The organism is Escherichia sp. WS1450 (genome assembly GCF_046487395.1).
Lineage (GTDB): Bacteria > Pseudomonadota > Gammaproteobacteria > Enterobacterales > Enterobacteriaceae > Escherichia > Escherichia coli.
This window is the reverse complement of record NZ_JBJQJO010000017.1, coordinates 54036-70159: the sequence shown is the minus strand read 5'-3', so window position 1 is coordinate 70159 and position 16124 is coordinate 54036. Positions and strand designations below refer to the sequence as shown.

The 16124-nt window shown below is 52.9% G+C and carries 15 protein-coding genes; 11 read left to right on the top strand and 4 right to left on the bottom strand.

From position 1 onward, the window contains the following. Positions 1–121 precede the first annotated feature (121 nt). Positions 122–1252: a hypothetical protein gene (locus ACJHYR_RS18630; RefSeq protein ID WP_001309893.1), complete on the top strand. Its 1131-nt coding sequence runs from the start codon at positions 122–124 to the stop codon at positions 1250–1252. On the opposite strand, the gene metL is transcribed toward ACJHYR_RS18630, so the two are convergent. Next, complete coding sequence (gene metL / locus ACJHYR_RS18625; RefSeq protein ID WP_072837526.1) at positions 1216–3648, bottom strand: bifunctional aspartate kinase/homoserine dehydrogenase II; 2433 nt, start codon at positions 3646–3648, stop codon at positions 1216–1218. The two genes, ACJHYR_RS18630 and metL, sit on opposite strands and share 37 nt — an antisense overlap. Positions 3649–3650: 2 nt before the next feature. Continuing rightward, the gene (metB, locus tag ACJHYR_RS18620) at positions 3651–4811 is read right to left on the bottom strand and encodes a cystathionine gamma-synthase (protein WP_059327821.1); all 1161 of its coding nucleotides are present in this window, start codon (positions 4809–4811) and stop codon (positions 3651–3653) included. Positions 4812–5087: 276 nt separating this feature from the next. Between metB and metJ the strand changes: the two genes are divergently transcribed. After that, positions 5088–5405, top strand: coding sequence for a met regulon transcriptional regulator MetJ (gene metJ / locus ACJHYR_RS18615; RefSeq protein WP_000852812.1), 318 nt, complete (start codon positions 5088–5090; stop codon positions 5403–5405). A gap of 59 nt (positions 5406–5464) precedes the next feature. After that, positions 5465–6073 carry a YiiX family permuted papain-like enzyme gene (locus ACJHYR_RS18610; protein ID WP_000702310.1) on the top strand — a complete coding sequence of 203 codons (609 nt, stop codon included), beginning with the start codon at positions 5465–5467 and terminating at the stop codon, positions 6071–6073. 60 nt (positions 6074–6133) lie between these two features. On the opposite strand, the gene rpmE is transcribed toward ACJHYR_RS18610, so the two are convergent. Next, complete coding sequence (gene rpmE, locus ACJHYR_RS18605; RefSeq protein WP_000710769.1) at positions 6134–6346, bottom strand: 50S ribosomal protein L31; 213 nt, start codon at positions 6344–6346, stop codon at positions 6134–6136. A gap of 202 nt (positions 6347–6548) precedes the next feature. Here rpmE and priA point away from each other — a divergent pair, with 202 nt between their 5' ends. From priA to rraA, 7 genes are all read left to right on the top strand, one after another. Then, positions 6549–8747 (top strand): primosomal protein N', encoded by a 2199-nt coding sequence (gene priA / locus ACJHYR_RS18600; protein WP_001309112.1) that lies wholly within the window; start codon positions 6549–6551, stop codon positions 8745–8747. Positions 8748–8902: 155 nt separating this feature from the next. Continuing rightward, complete coding sequence (cytR, locus tag ACJHYR_RS18595) at positions 8903–9928, top strand: DNA-binding transcriptional regulator CytR (protein WP_000644904.1); 1026 nt, start codon at positions 8903–8905, stop codon at positions 9926–9928. A 91-nt stretch (positions 9929–10019) separates the two neighbouring features. Further along, positions 10020–10979, top strand: a complete 960-nt coding sequence (gene ftsN / locus ACJHYR_RS18590) for a cell division protein FtsN (RefSeq protein WP_000068834.1) — start codon at positions 10020–10022, stop codon at positions 10977–10979. Positions 10980–11071: 92 nt separating this feature from the next. Beyond that, complete coding sequence (hslV, locus tag ACJHYR_RS18585; protein WP_000208242.1) at positions 11072–11602, top strand: ATP-dependent protease subunit HslV; 531 nt, start codon at positions 11072–11074, stop codon at positions 11600–11602. A gap of 9 nt (positions 11603–11611) precedes the next feature. Continuing rightward, a complete protein-coding gene (gene hslU / locus ACJHYR_RS18580; protein ID WP_001293344.1) occupies positions 11612–12943 on the top strand; it encodes an HslU--HslV peptidase ATPase subunit in 1332 nt (443 codons plus the stop codon). Between the two features lie 66 nt (positions 12944–13009). Continuing rightward, complete coding sequence (gene menA / locus ACJHYR_RS18575) at positions 13010–13936, top strand: 1,4-dihydroxy-2-naphthoate polyprenyltransferase (RefSeq protein ID WP_000139496.1); 927 nt, start codon at positions 13010–13012, stop codon at positions 13934–13936. 92 nt (positions 13937–14028) lie between these two features. Then, entirely contained in the window at positions 14029–14514 is a 486-nt protein-coding gene (gene rraA, locus ACJHYR_RS18570; protein ID WP_001590974.1) for a ribonuclease E activity regulator RraA, read from the top strand. Positions 14515–14598: 84 nt separating this feature from the next. On the opposite strand, the gene zapB is transcribed toward rraA, so the two are convergent. After that, a complete protein-coding gene (gene zapB / locus ACJHYR_RS18565) occupies positions 14599–14844 on the bottom strand; it encodes a septal ring assembly protein ZapB (RefSeq protein ID WP_001296623.1) in 246 nt (81 codons plus the stop codon). A gap of 424 nt (positions 14845–15268) precedes the next feature. Here zapB and glpF point away from each other — a divergent pair, with 424 nt between their 5' ends. Next, a complete protein-coding gene (gene glpF, locus ACJHYR_RS18560) occupies positions 15269–16114 on the top strand; it encodes a glycerol uptake facilitator protein GlpF (protein ID WP_000084268.1) in 846 nt (281 codons plus the stop codon). Positions 16115–16124 lie beyond the last annotated feature (10 nt).

Below are 16124 nucleotides of genomic sequence, written 5' to 3'. Positions count from 1 at the left end.
TTCAGTGATTTAAAGGATTGCTACATTACGTTCTGAAAGAGTTATTTATGTGAGAGTAATCACATCCACAGGGGAGCGTTGCCGGACAAAATCAACGACCTTGTGAAATCGTTGGTGATATATGTCGACTCTGTTTACGATTAATGCCTGCAAGTCGTTTGGTTGCCGTAATTTAGGGCAGCCAACATCGACAGATTATAGCTGGCCCGACTATCGACTGGGTTATCCGGCATTGCACTGTCGGGCATGCGGAAGTTACCCGCCGTTGTTTGACGAGCAACAATTTCGTGACTGGTTGACAGTTCACTTATCTACTTTTGCAACAGAGAAAGGCCATTTTTGCCCGGTATGTTATGGTACAGATACGATTTGTTATGGTCACAATCCACAGGGTTCGCAACGCATTCAATGCCGTAACTGCAAAAAAGTATGGACACCCAAACAATATCAGAAAGAAATAACGCCTCCTGAAATAATCGAAACGGTTGCTTTTCTCGTGCCATTTCAGGGAGTCAGCAGCGGGCAGAAACTGTATGTTTTAATCAGTTTTGATGCTCTTCGCGGTAATATTCTTCATCTTTCTACTAATTACACGCAGCATCAGGCTGGAGAAAGTCTGCATTATCGATACAGAGGGAATGCAGAACCAGAGTTACACGAGAGTAATATTGTACAACGCGTTGATATGCGCGAAGCACAATTTCTACGCCGCAGTCAGTTTGATGAAATTCAGTATGGCAGCGCAGCGCTCAAACGCAATGCTAAAGGTGTTATTCTGCGTCCGGTTATCACAGCGCACGGGCATTTCAGAGTACTGAATATTCTCTTCCCTACAGTAAAAACACATGTAATTTCACACGAGTGTTTTTTAAGAGGTGCCATTATTACGGCATGGGCTGATCTGTTTCGCCAACAGCAAGGTGAGATTTGGTTTATTGAAGAGGAAATAGCTGACGATACCGATAATATGCCCTGGCGTTTTCAGGGAACAACTTATCACGGCTGGTGGAAAAATCAGTGGCAACTCTGGGTTCAGGGAAAAAATCGTAAAATGGTATGTGCATTAACGGGCGGAAAGAGTAGCAAAGCCCAAATGCTCTCTTTAGCAACCAGCAGACATTTTATCGACTGGCTACATAAACAGACAGAATTTACGCACAGCGCCCCGCTTTCCGCAGGGCGCGTTACGCAAATACTGCTTTCTCTGACTCAGGATTACAACAACTGCGCCAGCCGGTTAATATCCGACTGAATCGCCCCTGCGGTGACGTCGCGCCCCGCGCCAGGCCCACGGATCACCAGAGGGTTATCGCGATACCAGCGGCTTTCGATGGCAAAGACGTTATCGCACGGCAGCAGTGATGCCAGCGGATGGTCTTCACGCACCGCTTCCACGCCCACACGCGCTTTGCCATTGGCATCGAAACGCGCCACGTAGCGCAGCACCAGCCCCATTTCGCGGGCCGCTTCCAGCCGTTGCACCATCTGCTCGTTAAGTTCATCGCCGTTTTCAAAGAAATGGTCGATGCTACCGCCTTCGCAATGGGCAGGCACCAGCGATTCCACGCGCACCTGATCTGGTTCGATGTCGTAACCCGCTTCACGCGCCAGAATCACCAGCTTGCGCATCACGTCTTTGCCGGAAAGGTCATCACGCGGATCAGGCTCGGTTAAGCCCTGCTGCCACGCCTGATCCACCAGCTCGGTAAACGGCACGCTACCGTCGAATTGCAGGAACAGCCAGGAGAGCGTGCCAGAGAAGATCCCGCTGATCGACAAAATAGTATCGCCGCTGTCGATCAGATCGCGCACGGTGTGGTTGATCGGCAAGCCCGCACCGACAGTGGCATTGTACAGCCAGTGACGCCCGGTTTTTTCGAAGGCGTCGTGGATCTGGCGATATTTATTGCTGTCGCTGGCTCCTGCCAGTTTGTTGGCACTGATGACGTGGAAACCGTGGCTGGCAAAATCGAGATACTGATCAGCAAGCTGCTGGCTGGCGGTAACGTCCAACACCACTAAATCATCATACGGATGGGCGCGCATCCACAGGAACAGCGACTCTTCATCCTGCTCGACCGCTTCATCGTTGAAGAAGGCTAACGCGCGGCTGGCGTCCAGCCCGTCATAGCTCAACAGGCTGCGGCGGCTGTCCACCACGCCTGCCAGCACAAATTCAAAGCCGGTACGCGCCGAAAGCGTGCTCTGCTCACGGGCGAACAGTTCCAGCCAGCGGGAACCGATATTGCCCTTGCCGAACAATACCAGGCCGATGCGTTTTTCCGCGCGAAAGACGGACTGATGCAGACCCTGAATCAGGCTTTCGGTCGGCCCGGTGCGCAGTACTGCCACCAGGCTGATGCCGTCATCCGACTGCCAGGTAAATTCGACCGGCTGGCCTTTCAGTTGCTGCCAGAAGCGGTGGCAATGTAGCGGGTTACGGGTGACGCCTGCACCAACCATCGCCACCAGCGCCAGCCCCTGACGCAGACGCAGTTCGCCAGGTAATCCCGCTTCGTCGAGGATTTTCAGCGCACTGTCGGCCACTTCTGAGGTGTAGCAAAATTGCAGCAACTGGCGATCGTTATGCACGCCAACCGCCAGTGGGCGCACCTGAGCACGTTTCAGGATCTGGTCGATCTCTTTATGCGCCAGTTTGAAATCCTGGCTGGCGGGCACCTGAAACTCAATCAAGCAGACATCATCATGGCTGGTGACAATACGCGCACCAGTACCGGAGGCCAGCACGCGTTCAATGCGCGTGGAACCTTGATCCGGCGTGTAGCTACAGCGCAGTTGCAGGTCGATTTCGCTGCCAGAAACTGGCTGTAAAGTACGGGCGTGAAGAACGGGAGCCGCCAGACGCGCCAGTTCGCTGGCCTCATCCAGACGCAGCAACGGCAGCAGGCAGGCATCTTTCACTTTACGCGGGTCGGCGCTGTATACCCCGGCGACGTCGCTCCAGATGGTTACGCGGGAAACTCCCGCCAGCGCACCGATTTGTGTCGCGGAATAGTCGGAACCGTTACGCCCCAGCAGCACCGTTTCACTGGCGTTGTTACGGCTGATAAACCCGGTCACCACCAGACGTTTGCCCGGATGTTGTACCAGTAGCTGTTGCAGCAACGGGTAAGAAAGTCCTTCATCAACCTGCGGTTGCGCAGCGCGTTCAGCGCGTAAAAACTCGCGGGCATCAAGCCAGGCCGCTGGCAGCCCTTGTTGATTAAGTACCGCAGACATCAGGCGCGCCGACCACACTTCGCCGTGACCCACCACTTCCGCATACACCGCGTCGTTAATACCGCTGTCGAGCAGCGCCGCCAGGCGTTCCAGATCGCTGACAAAAGCGCTAATGAGGCTATCGGCTTCTTCGGCGGGTAACAGGCCGCTAATCAGATCGCACTGATAGCGACGCAGCGTTTGTTGAACCTGATGCGCAGAGAGACGATCGGTCTGGCTTAGTTTCAACCAGTTAATCAACTGGTTAGTGGTGCTACCGGCGGCGGAAACCACCATCATATCGTCAGGCAGAGAGTACTCCGCCATAATGCCCGCGACACGCAAATAACACTTCACATCAGCCAGACTACTGCCACCAAATTTATGCAGTTGACGACCTTTCGCCCCTGCCTGCGCAATCACACTCATTTTTACCCCTTGTTTGCAGCCCGGAAGCCATTTTCCAGGTCGGCAATTAAATCTTCGCCATCTTCAATACCGGTGGAGATACGCAGCAACGTCTCGGAGATCCCGGCGGCAGCACGCGCTTCTGGTGCCATGCCTGCATGTGTCATGGTTGCGGCGTGAGAGATTAAACTTTCCACTCCCCCTAATGATTCCGCCAGCGTAAACAACGACAGCCCGCCCAGGAAACGACGCAGCGTCTGCTCATCGCCATCCAGTTCAAAACTCAACATTGCGCCAAAGCCATTTTGCTGGCGCGCGGCAATTTCATGCCCCTGATTTTCTGGCAGCGACGGGTGATACAGTTTTTTCACCAACGGCTGGGTTTGCAGATATTTCACAATCGCCTGCGCGTTGCGCTGCGCCAGCTCCATACGCGGCACCAGCGTTCGCAAACCACGTAGCAGCAGATAGCTGTCAAACGCGCCGCCCGTCACGCCAATATTGTTTGCCCACCAGGCAAGTTCAGTGACAACGTCCGGATCTTTAGCAATCACCACGCCGGCCACCACGTCTGAGTGACCGTTCAGATATTTCGTGCATGAATGCAACACCAGATCGGCACCTAATGCCAGCGGATTTTGTAATGCCGGGCTTAAGAAGGTGTTATCCACCACGCTCACCGCCCCGACTTCCCTTGCCAGATGGCAGATTTTCGCAATATCCACGACGCGTAACAATGGATTACTTGGGCTTTCTACCAGTACCAGTTTGGGTTTTTCTGCCAGCGCTGCCCGTAATGCCTGTTCATCGCCTTGATCAACAAACAACACGCGATAGCAACCGCGTTTCGCCAGGCTGTCGAACAGGCGATAGCTACCGCCGTAGCAGTCGTGCGGCGCAACCAGCAGATCGCCAGGTTTCAAAAAGACGGTCGTTACCAGGTGAATCGCGGACATGCCGGTATTAGTAAGTACTGCACCAGCACCGCCTTCCAGTTCTGCCAGCGCACGCTGAACCACATCGCGCGTTGGGTTGCCGCGCCGCGAGTAATCATGCGCGCGCGGTTCATTAAATCCGGTAAAGTTATAGGTGCTGGAAAGATGGATGGGAGGGACAACGCAACCATACTGTTCGTCGTCATTTAACCCGCTACGCACTGCGATGGTGGCCTGTTTACGCGTCATGTGATGAAGTTCCCTGGGCTTGGTCGGTGAAATGTCAGGCACCAGAGTAAACATTGTGTTAATGGACGTCAATACATCTGGACATCTAAACTTCTTTGCGTATAGATTGAGCAAAACCCAAATAGCCGTTAAAATTATATGCATTATCACGCCGACAGGTGCATTACACGATGTCACGGTAGCGCCTGTACGGTAAACTATGCGGGTTTACGGTCAGTACCCACATAAATTGTGTGGTCTGGTCTCAATTTATTGACGAAGAGGATTAAGTATCTCATGGCTGAATGGAGCGGCGAATATATCAGCCCATACGCTGAGCACGGCAAGAAGAGTGAACAAGTCAAAAAGATTACGGTTTCCATTCCTCTTAAGGTGTTAAAAATCCTCACCGATGAACGCACGCGTCGTCAGGTGAACAACCTGCGTCACGCTACCAACAGCGAGCTGCTGTGCGAAGCGTTTCTGCATGCATTTACCGGGCAACCTTTGCCGGATGATGCCGATCTGCGTAAAGAGCGCAGCGACGAAATCCCGGAAGCGGCAAAAGAGATCATGCGTGAGATGGGGATTAACCCGGAGACGTGGGAATACTAAAGCGGAAAAGAGCGGCGCGGAGTTAACCAGCCGCTTTTTTCATACATGGACGTTTAACGATGAAAATCAGGCTACTGATCCTCAGCCTGCTGGTTTCTGTGCCTGCCTTTGCCTGGCAGCCGCAAACTGGCGACATCATCTTTCAAATCTCTCGCTCATCGCAAAGTAAAGCGATCCAACTGGCGACCCATTCCGATTACAGCCACACCGGTATGCTGGTGATGCGTAACAAAAAGCCCTACGTTTTTGAAGCGGTCGGCCCGGTGAAATACACCCCGCTCAAGCAGTGGATTGCCCATGGTGAAAAGGGCAAATACGTTGTTCGCCGCGTTGAAGGCGGACTGAGTGTTAAACAACAGCAAAAACTGGCGCAAACGGCAAAACGTTATCTCGGCAAACCGTACGATTTCAGCTTCTCGTGGAGCGACGATCGCCAGTACTGTTCGGAAGTGGTGTGGAAGGTTTATCAGAATGCGCTGGGAATGCGCGTGGGCGAGCAGCAGAAGTTGAAAGAGTTCGACCTTAGTAACCCGCTGGTTCAGGCAAAGCTCAAAGAACGCTACGGCAAAAATATTCCGCTTGAGGAAACGGTGGTCTCGCCACAAGCCGTTTTCGACGCGCCACAACTCACCACGGTTGCCAAAGAGTGGCCGCTGTTTTCGTGGTAATACGACCAAAATTCAGGCACAAAAAAAGCGCCATGCGGCGCTTTTTTCGGAAATCCGGTCTTATTTGCTGCCCGGGATGTTGAAACGCTTGTTGAAGCGGTCAACACGGCCACCGGTAGCAACATCACGCTGTTTGCCAGTGAAGAACGGGTGGCACTTGCTGCACACGTCGAGGTTCAGGTCATGACCAACGGTGGAGCGGATTTTCATTACGTTACCGCAAGAGCAGCTAGCAGTAATTTCTTCGTATTTCGGGTGAATATCTTTTTTCATGGGAAAACCTCGGTTTAAGGCCGCGTCGCTCTTCCAGCCCTAACGCCAGACACCACGCGATGTTAAAAGTATAGCTTCAATACGATCATTTCGTACGAAGGCGCGAAATCATACAGAAATTAACCAGCGTATGCAAACTGATCCGCACTCTTCTACGGCAATGTGTATACTAACCCACCGAATTTCAAGTCAGGATGATGCTATGCCCGTTGCCCACGTTGCCTTGCCCGTTCCGCTTCCCCGTACCTTTGACTATCTGCTGCCAGAAGGCATGACGGTCAAAGCCGGGTGTCGCGTGCGCGTGCCGTTTGGCAAACAGCAGGAGCGCATCGGGGTTGTGGTGTCAGTTAGCGATGTCAGCGAGCTGCCGCTCAACGAGCTGAAAGCGGTAGTTGAAGTGCTGGACGTTGAGCCGGTGTTTACTCACTCCGTCTGGCGATTACTGCTATGGGCGGCGGATTACTATCATCATCCGATTGGCGATGTGCTGTTTCATGCCTTGCCGATTTTACTACGCCAGGGGCGGCCTGCGGCGAACGCGCCGATGTGGTACTGGTTTGCCACTGAACAAGGTCAGGCGGTGGATCTGAACAGCCTGAAACGTTCGCCCAAGCAACAACAGGCGCTGGCAGCGTTACGGCAAGGCAAAATCTGGCGTGATCAGGTCGCGGAACTTGAATTTAATGATGCCGCGTTGCAGGCGCTGCGCAAAAAAGGTCTGTGTGATTTAGCAAGTGAAACACCAGAGTTTAGCGACTGGCGAACGAACTATGCCGTTTCTGGTGAGCGGTTGCGATTGAATACCGAACAGGCCACCGCCGTTGGCGCAATTCATAGCGCGGCAGATACTTTTTCTGCCTGGCTGCTGGCGGGCGTTACCGGTTCCGGTAAAACGGAGGTTTATCTCAGTGTACTGGAAAACGTGCTCGCTCAGGGCAAACAGGCGCTGGTGATGGTGCCGGAAATCGGCCTGACACCGCAAACTATCGCCCGTTTTCGTGAACGTTTTAATGCCCCCGTGGAAGTTCTGCATTCCGGCCTGAACGACAGCGAGCGTCTTTCGGCGTGGTTGAAAGCGAAAAATGGTGAGGCGGCGATTGTGATCGGCACCCGCTCCGCGCTGTTTACGCCGTTTAAAAATCTCGGCGTGATTGTCATTGATGAAGAGCACGACAGTTCCTACAAGCAGCAGGAAGGCTGGCGCTATCATGCCCGCGACCTGGCGGTTTATCGTGCGCACAGTGAGCAAATCCCGATTATTCTTGGCTCCGCAACACCCGCACTGGAAACGTTATGCAACGTCCAGCAGAAAAAATACCGCCTGCTGCGCCTGACGCGTCGGGCGGGGAATGCGCGTCCGGCAATTCAACACGTGCTGGATTTAAAAGGTCAGAAGGTGCAGGCGGGGCTGGCTCCGGCGTTAATCACCCGTATGCGCCAGCATTTACAGGCCAACAATCAGGTTATCCTCTTTCTTAACCGCCGAGGGTTTGCGCCTGCGCTACTGTGCCACGACTGTGGCTGGATAGCCGAATGCCCACGTTGCGATCACTACTACACGCTGCATCAGGCGCAACAGCATTTGCGCTGCCACCATTGCGACAGTCAGCGTCCGGTGCCGCGCCAGTGCCCTTCCTGCGGTTCCACGCACCTGGTGCCGGTGGGGCTGGGCACCGAACAGCTTGAACAGACGCTTGCGCCGCTGTTCCCCGGCGTGCCCATTTCTCGTATCGACCGCGATACCACCAGCCGCAAAGGGGCGCTGGAACAGCAACTGGCGGAAGTGCATCGCGGCGGCGCGAGGATCTTGATTGGCACGCAAATGCTGGCGAAAGGTCACCACTTTCCGGATGTGACGCTGGTAGCGTTACTGGATGTGGACGGCGCGCTGTTTTCTGCCGATTTTCGCTCGGCAGAGCGTTTCGCCCAGCTTTACACCCAGGTCGCCGGTCGTGCCGGGCGTGCGGGTAAACAGGGCGAAGTGGTGCTGCAAACGCACCATCCGGAACATCCTCTGTTGCAAACGTTGCTCTATAAAGGCTACGACGCCTTTGCCGAACAGGCGCTGGCTGAGCGACGGATGATGCAGCTGCCGCCGTGGACCAGCCATGTGATTGTGCGTGCGGAAGATCATAACAATCAGCATGCGCCGCTGTTCCTGCAACAACTGCGTAATCTGATCCTCTCCAGCCCGCTGGCAGACGACAAACTGTGGGTTCTCGGTCCGGTTCCGGCGCTGGCACCTAAACGTGGCGGTCGCTGGCGCTGGCAAATTTTGTTGCAGCACCCTTCCCGCGTGCGCTTACAGCACATCATCAATGGTACGCTGGCACTTATTAATACAATACCGGATTCCCGCAAGGTGAAATGGGTGCTGGATGTCGATCCGATTGAGGGTTAAACCGCTCACGATGCGAGGCGGATCGAAAAATTCAATATTCATCACACTTTTCATGAAAATTCTGTAACCGTTTTCACGCGCTATCTGCTAAAAATGTTGCCGATGTGAAGTAAACATGGATGTAGTACGCCTGACGTGTCAGGCGAGGAGTGAGTGTGAAAGCGAAGAAGCAGGAAACTGCCGCGACCATGAAAGACGTTGCCCTCAAGGCAAAAGTCTCTACAGCGACTGTCTCCCGAGCATTAATGAATCCCGATAAAGTCTCCCAGGCCACCCGTAATCGGGTTGAAAAAGCGGCCCGGGAAGTGGGTTATTTACCGCAGCCTATGGGGCGCAACGTCAAGCGTAATGAATCCCGCACCATTCTGGTGATTGTCCCGGATATCTGCGATCCCTTCTTTAGCGAAATTATTCGCGGTATCGAAGTTACGGCGGCAAATCACGGATATCTGGTGCTGATTGGCGACTGTGCGCATCAAAATCAGCAGGAAAAAACCTTTATCGATTTGATCATCACCAAGCAAATTGATGGCATGTTGTTGCTGGGTTCAAGGCTGCCGTTTGATGCCAGCATTGAGGAACAGCGTAATCTGCCGCCGATGGTGATGGCAAACGAATTTGCACCGGAACTGGAGCTGCCTACCGTTCATATCGACAATCTGACCGCCGCATTTGATGCAGTAAATTATTTATATGAGCAAGGGCATAAACGGATTGGTTGTATAGCCGGTCCCGAAGAGATGCCGCTGTGTCACTACCGCCTGCAAGGCTATGTTCAGGCGCTGCGTCGCTGCGGCATTATGGTTGATCCGCAATACATCGCCCGTGGCGACTTCACCTTCGAAGCTGGAAGCAAAGCAATGCAACAGCTGCTTGATCTTCCACAACCGCCTACTGCTGTCTTCTGCCATAGCGATGTGATGGCGCTCGGCGCACTTTCTCAGGCAAAACGTCAGGGGCTGAAAGTCCCGGAAGACCTTTCCATAATCGGTTTTGATAACATCGACCTGACGCAATTTTGTGATCCGCCGCTGACAACCATCGCGCAGCCGCGTTACGAAATCGGTCGGGAAGCTATGCTGTTATTGCTTGATCAAATGCAGGGGCAACACGTTGGCAGTGGCTCTCGTTTAATGGACTGCGAACTTATCATCCGGGGATCAACACGCGCGTTACCTTAAAGTAAACCTTTAAGACTGCCGTGACTGGTCAAAGGCCCGCCGCTTAAGTAACATGGCGGGCTGACGAACGAATAAATACAGCGAAACGATAGTGGCACAACGAGATTATGTACGCCGCAGCCAACCGGCACCTTCGCGGCGAAAAAAGAGCACCTCACGGAAAAAGCAACGAAATCTGCCTGCGGTTTCTCCCGCTATGGTCGCTATTGCTGCCGCCGTTCTTGTGACCTTTATCGGTGGTCTGTACTTCATTACGCATCACAAGAAAGAAGAGTCCGAGACGCTGCAAAGCCAGAAAGTGACCGGAAACGGACTACCACCAAAACCAGAAGAACGCTGGCGCTACATCAAAGAGCTGGAAAGTCGCCAGCCAGGTGTGCGTGCGCCTACAGAACCTTCTGCCGGTGGTGAAGTGAAAACGCCGGAGCAACTGACACCAGAACAACGCCAGCTTCTTGAACAAATGCAGGCCGATATGCGCCAGCAGCCAACGCAGCTGGTTGAAGTTCCGTGGAATGAGCAGACGCCGGAACAGCGTCAGCAAACGCTACAGCGCCAGCGTCAGGCACAGCAATTAGCGGAGCAGCAACGCTTGGCTCAGCAGTCGCGTACGACTGAACAAAGCTGGCAGCAGCAGACGCGTACGTCGCAAGCCGCACCGGTACAGGCGCAACCGCGCCAGTCTAAACCGGCTTCTACTCAGCAGCCGTACCAGGATCTGCTGCAAACCCCTGCGCACACGACCGCGCAGTCGAAGCCGCAGCAAGCTGCGCCGGTTGCTCGTGCCGCTGACGCGCCAAAACCGACGGCGGAGAAAAAAGACGAACGCCGCTGGATGGTGCAGTGCGGTTCGTTCAGAGGCGCGGAACAGGCAGAGACGGTACGTGCTCAGCTGGCGTTTGAAGGCTTTGACTCGAAAATCACCACCAACAATGGCTGGAATCGTGTGGTCATTGGCCCGGTGAAAGGCAAAGAGAACGCAGACAGCACCCTCAATCGCTTGAAGATGGCGGGTCATACAAACTGCATTCGGCTCGCCGCCGGGGGTTGAAACCCTCAAAATCCCCCCCATCTATAATTGCATTATGCCCCGTACTTTTGTACGGGGTTTGTACTCTGTATTCGTAACCAAGGGGTCAGCTCGTGACAACTATAGTAAGCGTACGCCGTAACGGCCATGTGGTCATCGCTGGTGATGGTCAGGCCACGTTGGGCAATACCGTAATGAAAGGCAACGTGAAAAAGGTCCGCCGTCTGTACAACGACAAAGTCATCGCGGGCTTTGCGGGCGGTACTGCGGATGCTTTTACGCTGTTCGAACTGTTTGAACGCAAACTGGAAATGCATCAGGGCCATCTGGTCAAAGCCGCCGTTGAGCTGGCAAAAGACTGGCGTACCGATCGCATGCTGCGCAAACTTGAAGCACTGCTGGCAGTCGCGGATGAAACTGCATCGCTTATCATCACCGGTAACGGTGACGTGGTGCAGCCAGAAAACGATCTTATTGCTATCGGCTCCGGCGGCCCTTACGCCCAGGCTGCGGCGCGCGCGCTGTTAGAAAACACTGAACTTAGCGCCCGTGAAATTGCTGAAAAGGCGTTGGATATTGCAGGCGACATTTGCATCTATACCAACCATTTCCACACCATCGAAGAATTAAGCTACAAAGCGTAAGGATCTCCCATGTCTGAAATGACCCCACGCGAAATCGTCAGCGAACTGGATAAGCACATCATCGGCCAGGACAACGCCAAGCGTTCTGTGGCGATTGCTCTGCGTAACCGCTGGCGTCGCATGCAGCTCAACGAAGAGCTGCGCCATGAAGTGACCCCGAAAAATATCCTGATGATCGGCCCGACCGGTGTCGGTAAAACTGAAATCGCCCGTCGTCTGGCTAAGCTGGCGAATGCGCCGTTCATCAAAGTTGAAGCGACCAAATTCACCGAAGTGGGCTATGTCGGTAAGGAAGTGGATTCTATTATTCGCGATCTGACCGATGCCGCCGTGAAAATGGTACGCGTCCAGGCTATCGAGAAAAACCGTTATCGCGCTGAAGAACTGGCAGAAGAACGTATTCTCGACGTGCTGATCCCACCTGCTAAAAACAACTGGGGACAGACCGAACAGCAGCAGGAACCGTCCGCTGCTCGTCAGGCATTCCGCAAGAAACTGCGTGAAGGCCAGCTTGATGACAAAGAAATCGAGATCGATCTTGCCGCAGCACCGATGGGCGTTGAAATTATGGCTCCTCCGGGCATGGAAGAGATGACCAGTCAGCTGCAGTCCATGTTCCAGAACCTGGGCGGCCAGAAGCAAAAAGCACGTAAGCTGAAAATCAAAGACGCCATGAAGCTGCTGATTGAAGAAGAAGCGGCGAAACTGGTGAATCCGGAAGAGCTGAAGCAAGACGCTATCGACGCTGTTGAGCAGCACGGGATCGTGTTTATCGACGAAATCGACAAAATCTGTAAGCGCGGCGAGTCTTCCGGTCCGGATGTTTCTCGTGAAGGTGTTCAGCGTGACCTGCTGCCGCTGGTAGAAGGTTGCACCGTTTCCACCAAACACGGGATGGTCAAAACTGACCACATTCTGTTTATCGCTTCTGGCGCGTTCCAGATTGCGAAACCGTCTGACCTGATCCCGGAACTGCAAGGTCGTCTGCCAATCCGCGTTGAGCTGCAGGCACTGACCACCAGCGACTTCGAGCGTATTCTGACCGAGCCGAATGCCTCTATTACCGTGCAGTACAAAGCACTGATGGCGACTGAAGGCGTAAATATCGAGTTTACCGACTCCGGTATTAAGCGCATCGCGGAAGCGGCATGGCAGGTGAACGAATCTACCGAAAACATCGGTGCTCGTCGTTTACATACCGTTCTGGAGCGTTTAATGGAAGAGATTTCCTACGACGCCAGCGATTTAAGCGGTCAAACCATCACTATTGACGCAGATTATGTGAGCAAACATCTGGATGCGTTGGTGGCAGATGAAGATCTGAGCCGTTTTATCCTATAATCGCGTTCAATCATTTTCATCATTGTTTGATGGGGCTGAAAGGCCCCATTTTTATTGGCGCGTATTATGACTGAACAACAAATTAGCCGAACTCAGGCGTGGCTGGAAAGTTTACGACCTAAAACCCTCCCCCTCGCCTTTGCTGCAATTATCGTCGGGACGGCGCTGGCATGGTGGCAAGGTCACTTCGATCCGCTGGTCGCCCTGCTGGCACTGATTACCGCCGGGCTATTACAGATCCTTTCTAACCTCGCCAATGATTACGGCGATGCGGTAAAAGGCAGCGATAAACCTGACCGTATCGGACCGCTACGCGGCATGCAAAAAGGGGTCATTACCCAGCAAGAGATGAAACGGGCGCTCATTATTACCGTCGTGCTCATCTGTCTCTCCGGGCTGGCACTGGTTGCAGTGGCGTGCCATACGCTGGCCGATTTTGTCGGCTTCCTGATTCTTGGCGGGTTGTCGATCATTGCCGCTATCACCTACACCGTGGGCAATCGTCCTTATGGTTATATCGGTCTGGGTGATATTTCCGTACTGGTTTTCTTTGGCTGGTTAAGCGTCATGGGGAGCTGGTATTTACAGGCTCATACATTGATTCCGGCACTGATCCTTCCAGCGACCGCATGCGGCCTGCTGGCAACGGCAGTACTGAACATTAATAACCTGCGTGATATCAATAGCGACCGCGAAAATGGCAAAAACACGCTGGTGGTGCGCTTAGGTGAAGTGAACGCGCGTCGTTATCATGCCTGCCTGCTGATGGGCTCTCTGGTGTGCCTGGCGCTGTTTAATCTCTTTTCGCTGCATAGCCTGTGGGGCTGGCTGTTCCTGCTGGCGGCACCATTACTGGTGAAGCAAGCCCGTTATGTGATGCGGGAAATGGACCCGGTAGCGATGCGACCGATGCTGGAACGCACTGTCAAGGGAGCGTTACTGACTAACCTGCTGTTTGTTTTAGGGATATTCCTAAGCCAGTGGGCAGCATAACTGACAAATATCAATTAACAATTGATGATTTTGCCAACAGCCCACATAGCGCGATATACTGAAAATTCTCGCAGCAACTGAATGTTAAGCCTATGAAATACGATACTTCCGAGCTTTGTGACATCTATCAAGAAGATGTTAACGTCGTGGAACCGCTGTTCTCCAACTTTGGCGGACGGGCGTCGTTTGGCGGACAAATAATCACGGTAAAATGTTTCGAGGACAACGGGTTGCTGTACGATCTGCTCGAACAGAATGGCCGTGGTCGTGTTCTTGTCGTCGATGGCGGTGGTTCTGTTCGTCGCGCACTGGTCAATGCTGAACTGGCGCGTCTGGCAGTACAAAATGAATGGGAAGGTCTGGTCATTTACGGCGCGGTGCGTCAGGTAGATGACCTGGAAGAGCTGGATATCGGCATCCAGGCAATGGCCGCAATTCCGGTTGGTGCCGCTGGCGAAGGCATTGGCGAAAGCGATGTCCGCGTCAATTTTGGCGGTGTAACCTTCTTCTCCGGCGACCATCTTTATGCCGACAATACCGGGATTATTCTTTCTGAAGATCCGTTGGATATTGAATGATAGAAAAGGCACCGCAAGGTGCCTTTTTTCTGCGTTACCTGTTGGCCTACACAGTAAAGAAATTACGCGAAAGATGAAGCGTAATCAGACCTCTTCCATGCGACCCAGCAGGGCCTGCAGACGTTCCTGCCAGCCGTTCTGCTGTTCTTTCAGATGGTTGTTCTCACGCTCCAGCTCTTCGCGCTGATGCTGGGCATTTTGAACTTCCTGCGACAGTGAGTTGTTTTTTTCTTTCAGCTCTTCGATTTCCATCTGCAACAGAGTGATGGTATCAATCGCCTGCTGTACTTTTGCTTCCAGTTTCTCAAACACTTCTAATGACATTGTCATACCTCTCCTGAATTGCAAGGCGTTGATGGATAAAAATCCTCGTCCCGATTACCGGTGACGCCTTAATAAATACGAGCGCACTTTAGTTAGCTCCGATTGTATGAAGCCGCGCCATCGCTGTCCAGCGGCACGCCTTGCAGATTACGGTTTGCCACACTTTTCATCCTTCTCCTGGTGACATAATCCACATCAATCGAAAATGTTAATAAATTTGTTGCGCGAATGATCTAACAAACATGCATCATGTACAATCAGATGGAATAAATGGCGCGATAACGCTCATTTTATGACGAAGCACACACATTTTAAGTTCGATATTTCTCGTTTTTGCTCGTTAACGATAAGTTTACAGCATGCCTACAAGCATCGTGGAGGTCCGTGACTTTCACGCATACAACAAACATTAACTCTTCAGGATCCGATTATGAGTCAAACATCAACCTTGAAAGGCCAGTGCATTGCTGAATTCCTCGGTACCGGGTTGTTGATTTTTTTCGGGGTGGGTTGCGTTGCAGCACTAAAAGTCGCTGGTGCGTCTTTTGGTCAGTGGGAAATCAGTGTCATTTGGGGACTGGGGGTGGCAATGGCTATCTACCTGACCGCAGGGGTTTCCGGCGCGCATCTTAATCCCGCTGTTACCATTGCATTGTGGCTGTTTGCCTGTTTCGACAAGCGTAAAGTTATTCCTTTTATCGTTTCACAAGTTGCCGGCGCTTTCTGCGCTGCGGCTTTAGTTTACGGGCTTTACTACAATTTATTTTTCGACTTCGAACAGACTCATCACATTGTTCGCGGCAGCGTTGAAAGTGTTGATCTGGCTGGCACTTTCTCTACTTACCCGAATCCTCATATCAATTTTGTGCAGGCTTTCGCAGTTGAGATGGTGATTACCGCTATTCTGATGGGGCTGATCCTGGCGTTAACGGATGATGGCAACGGTGTACCACGCGGCCCTTTGGCTCCCTTGCTGATTGGTCTACTGATTGCGGTCATTGGCGCATCTATGGGCCCATTGACGGGTTTTGCCATGAACCCAGCGCGTGACTTCGGTCCGAAAGTCTTTGCCTGGCTGGCGGGCTGGGGCAATGTCGCCTTTACTGGCGGCAGAGACATTCCTTACTTCCTGGTGCCGCTTTTTGGCCCTATCGTTGGCGCGATTGTAGGTGCATTTGCCTACCGCAAACTGATTGGTCGCCATTTGCCTTGCGATATCTGTGTTGTGGAAGAAAAGGAGACCACAACTCCTTCAGAACAAAAAGCTTCGCTGTAATATGACTACG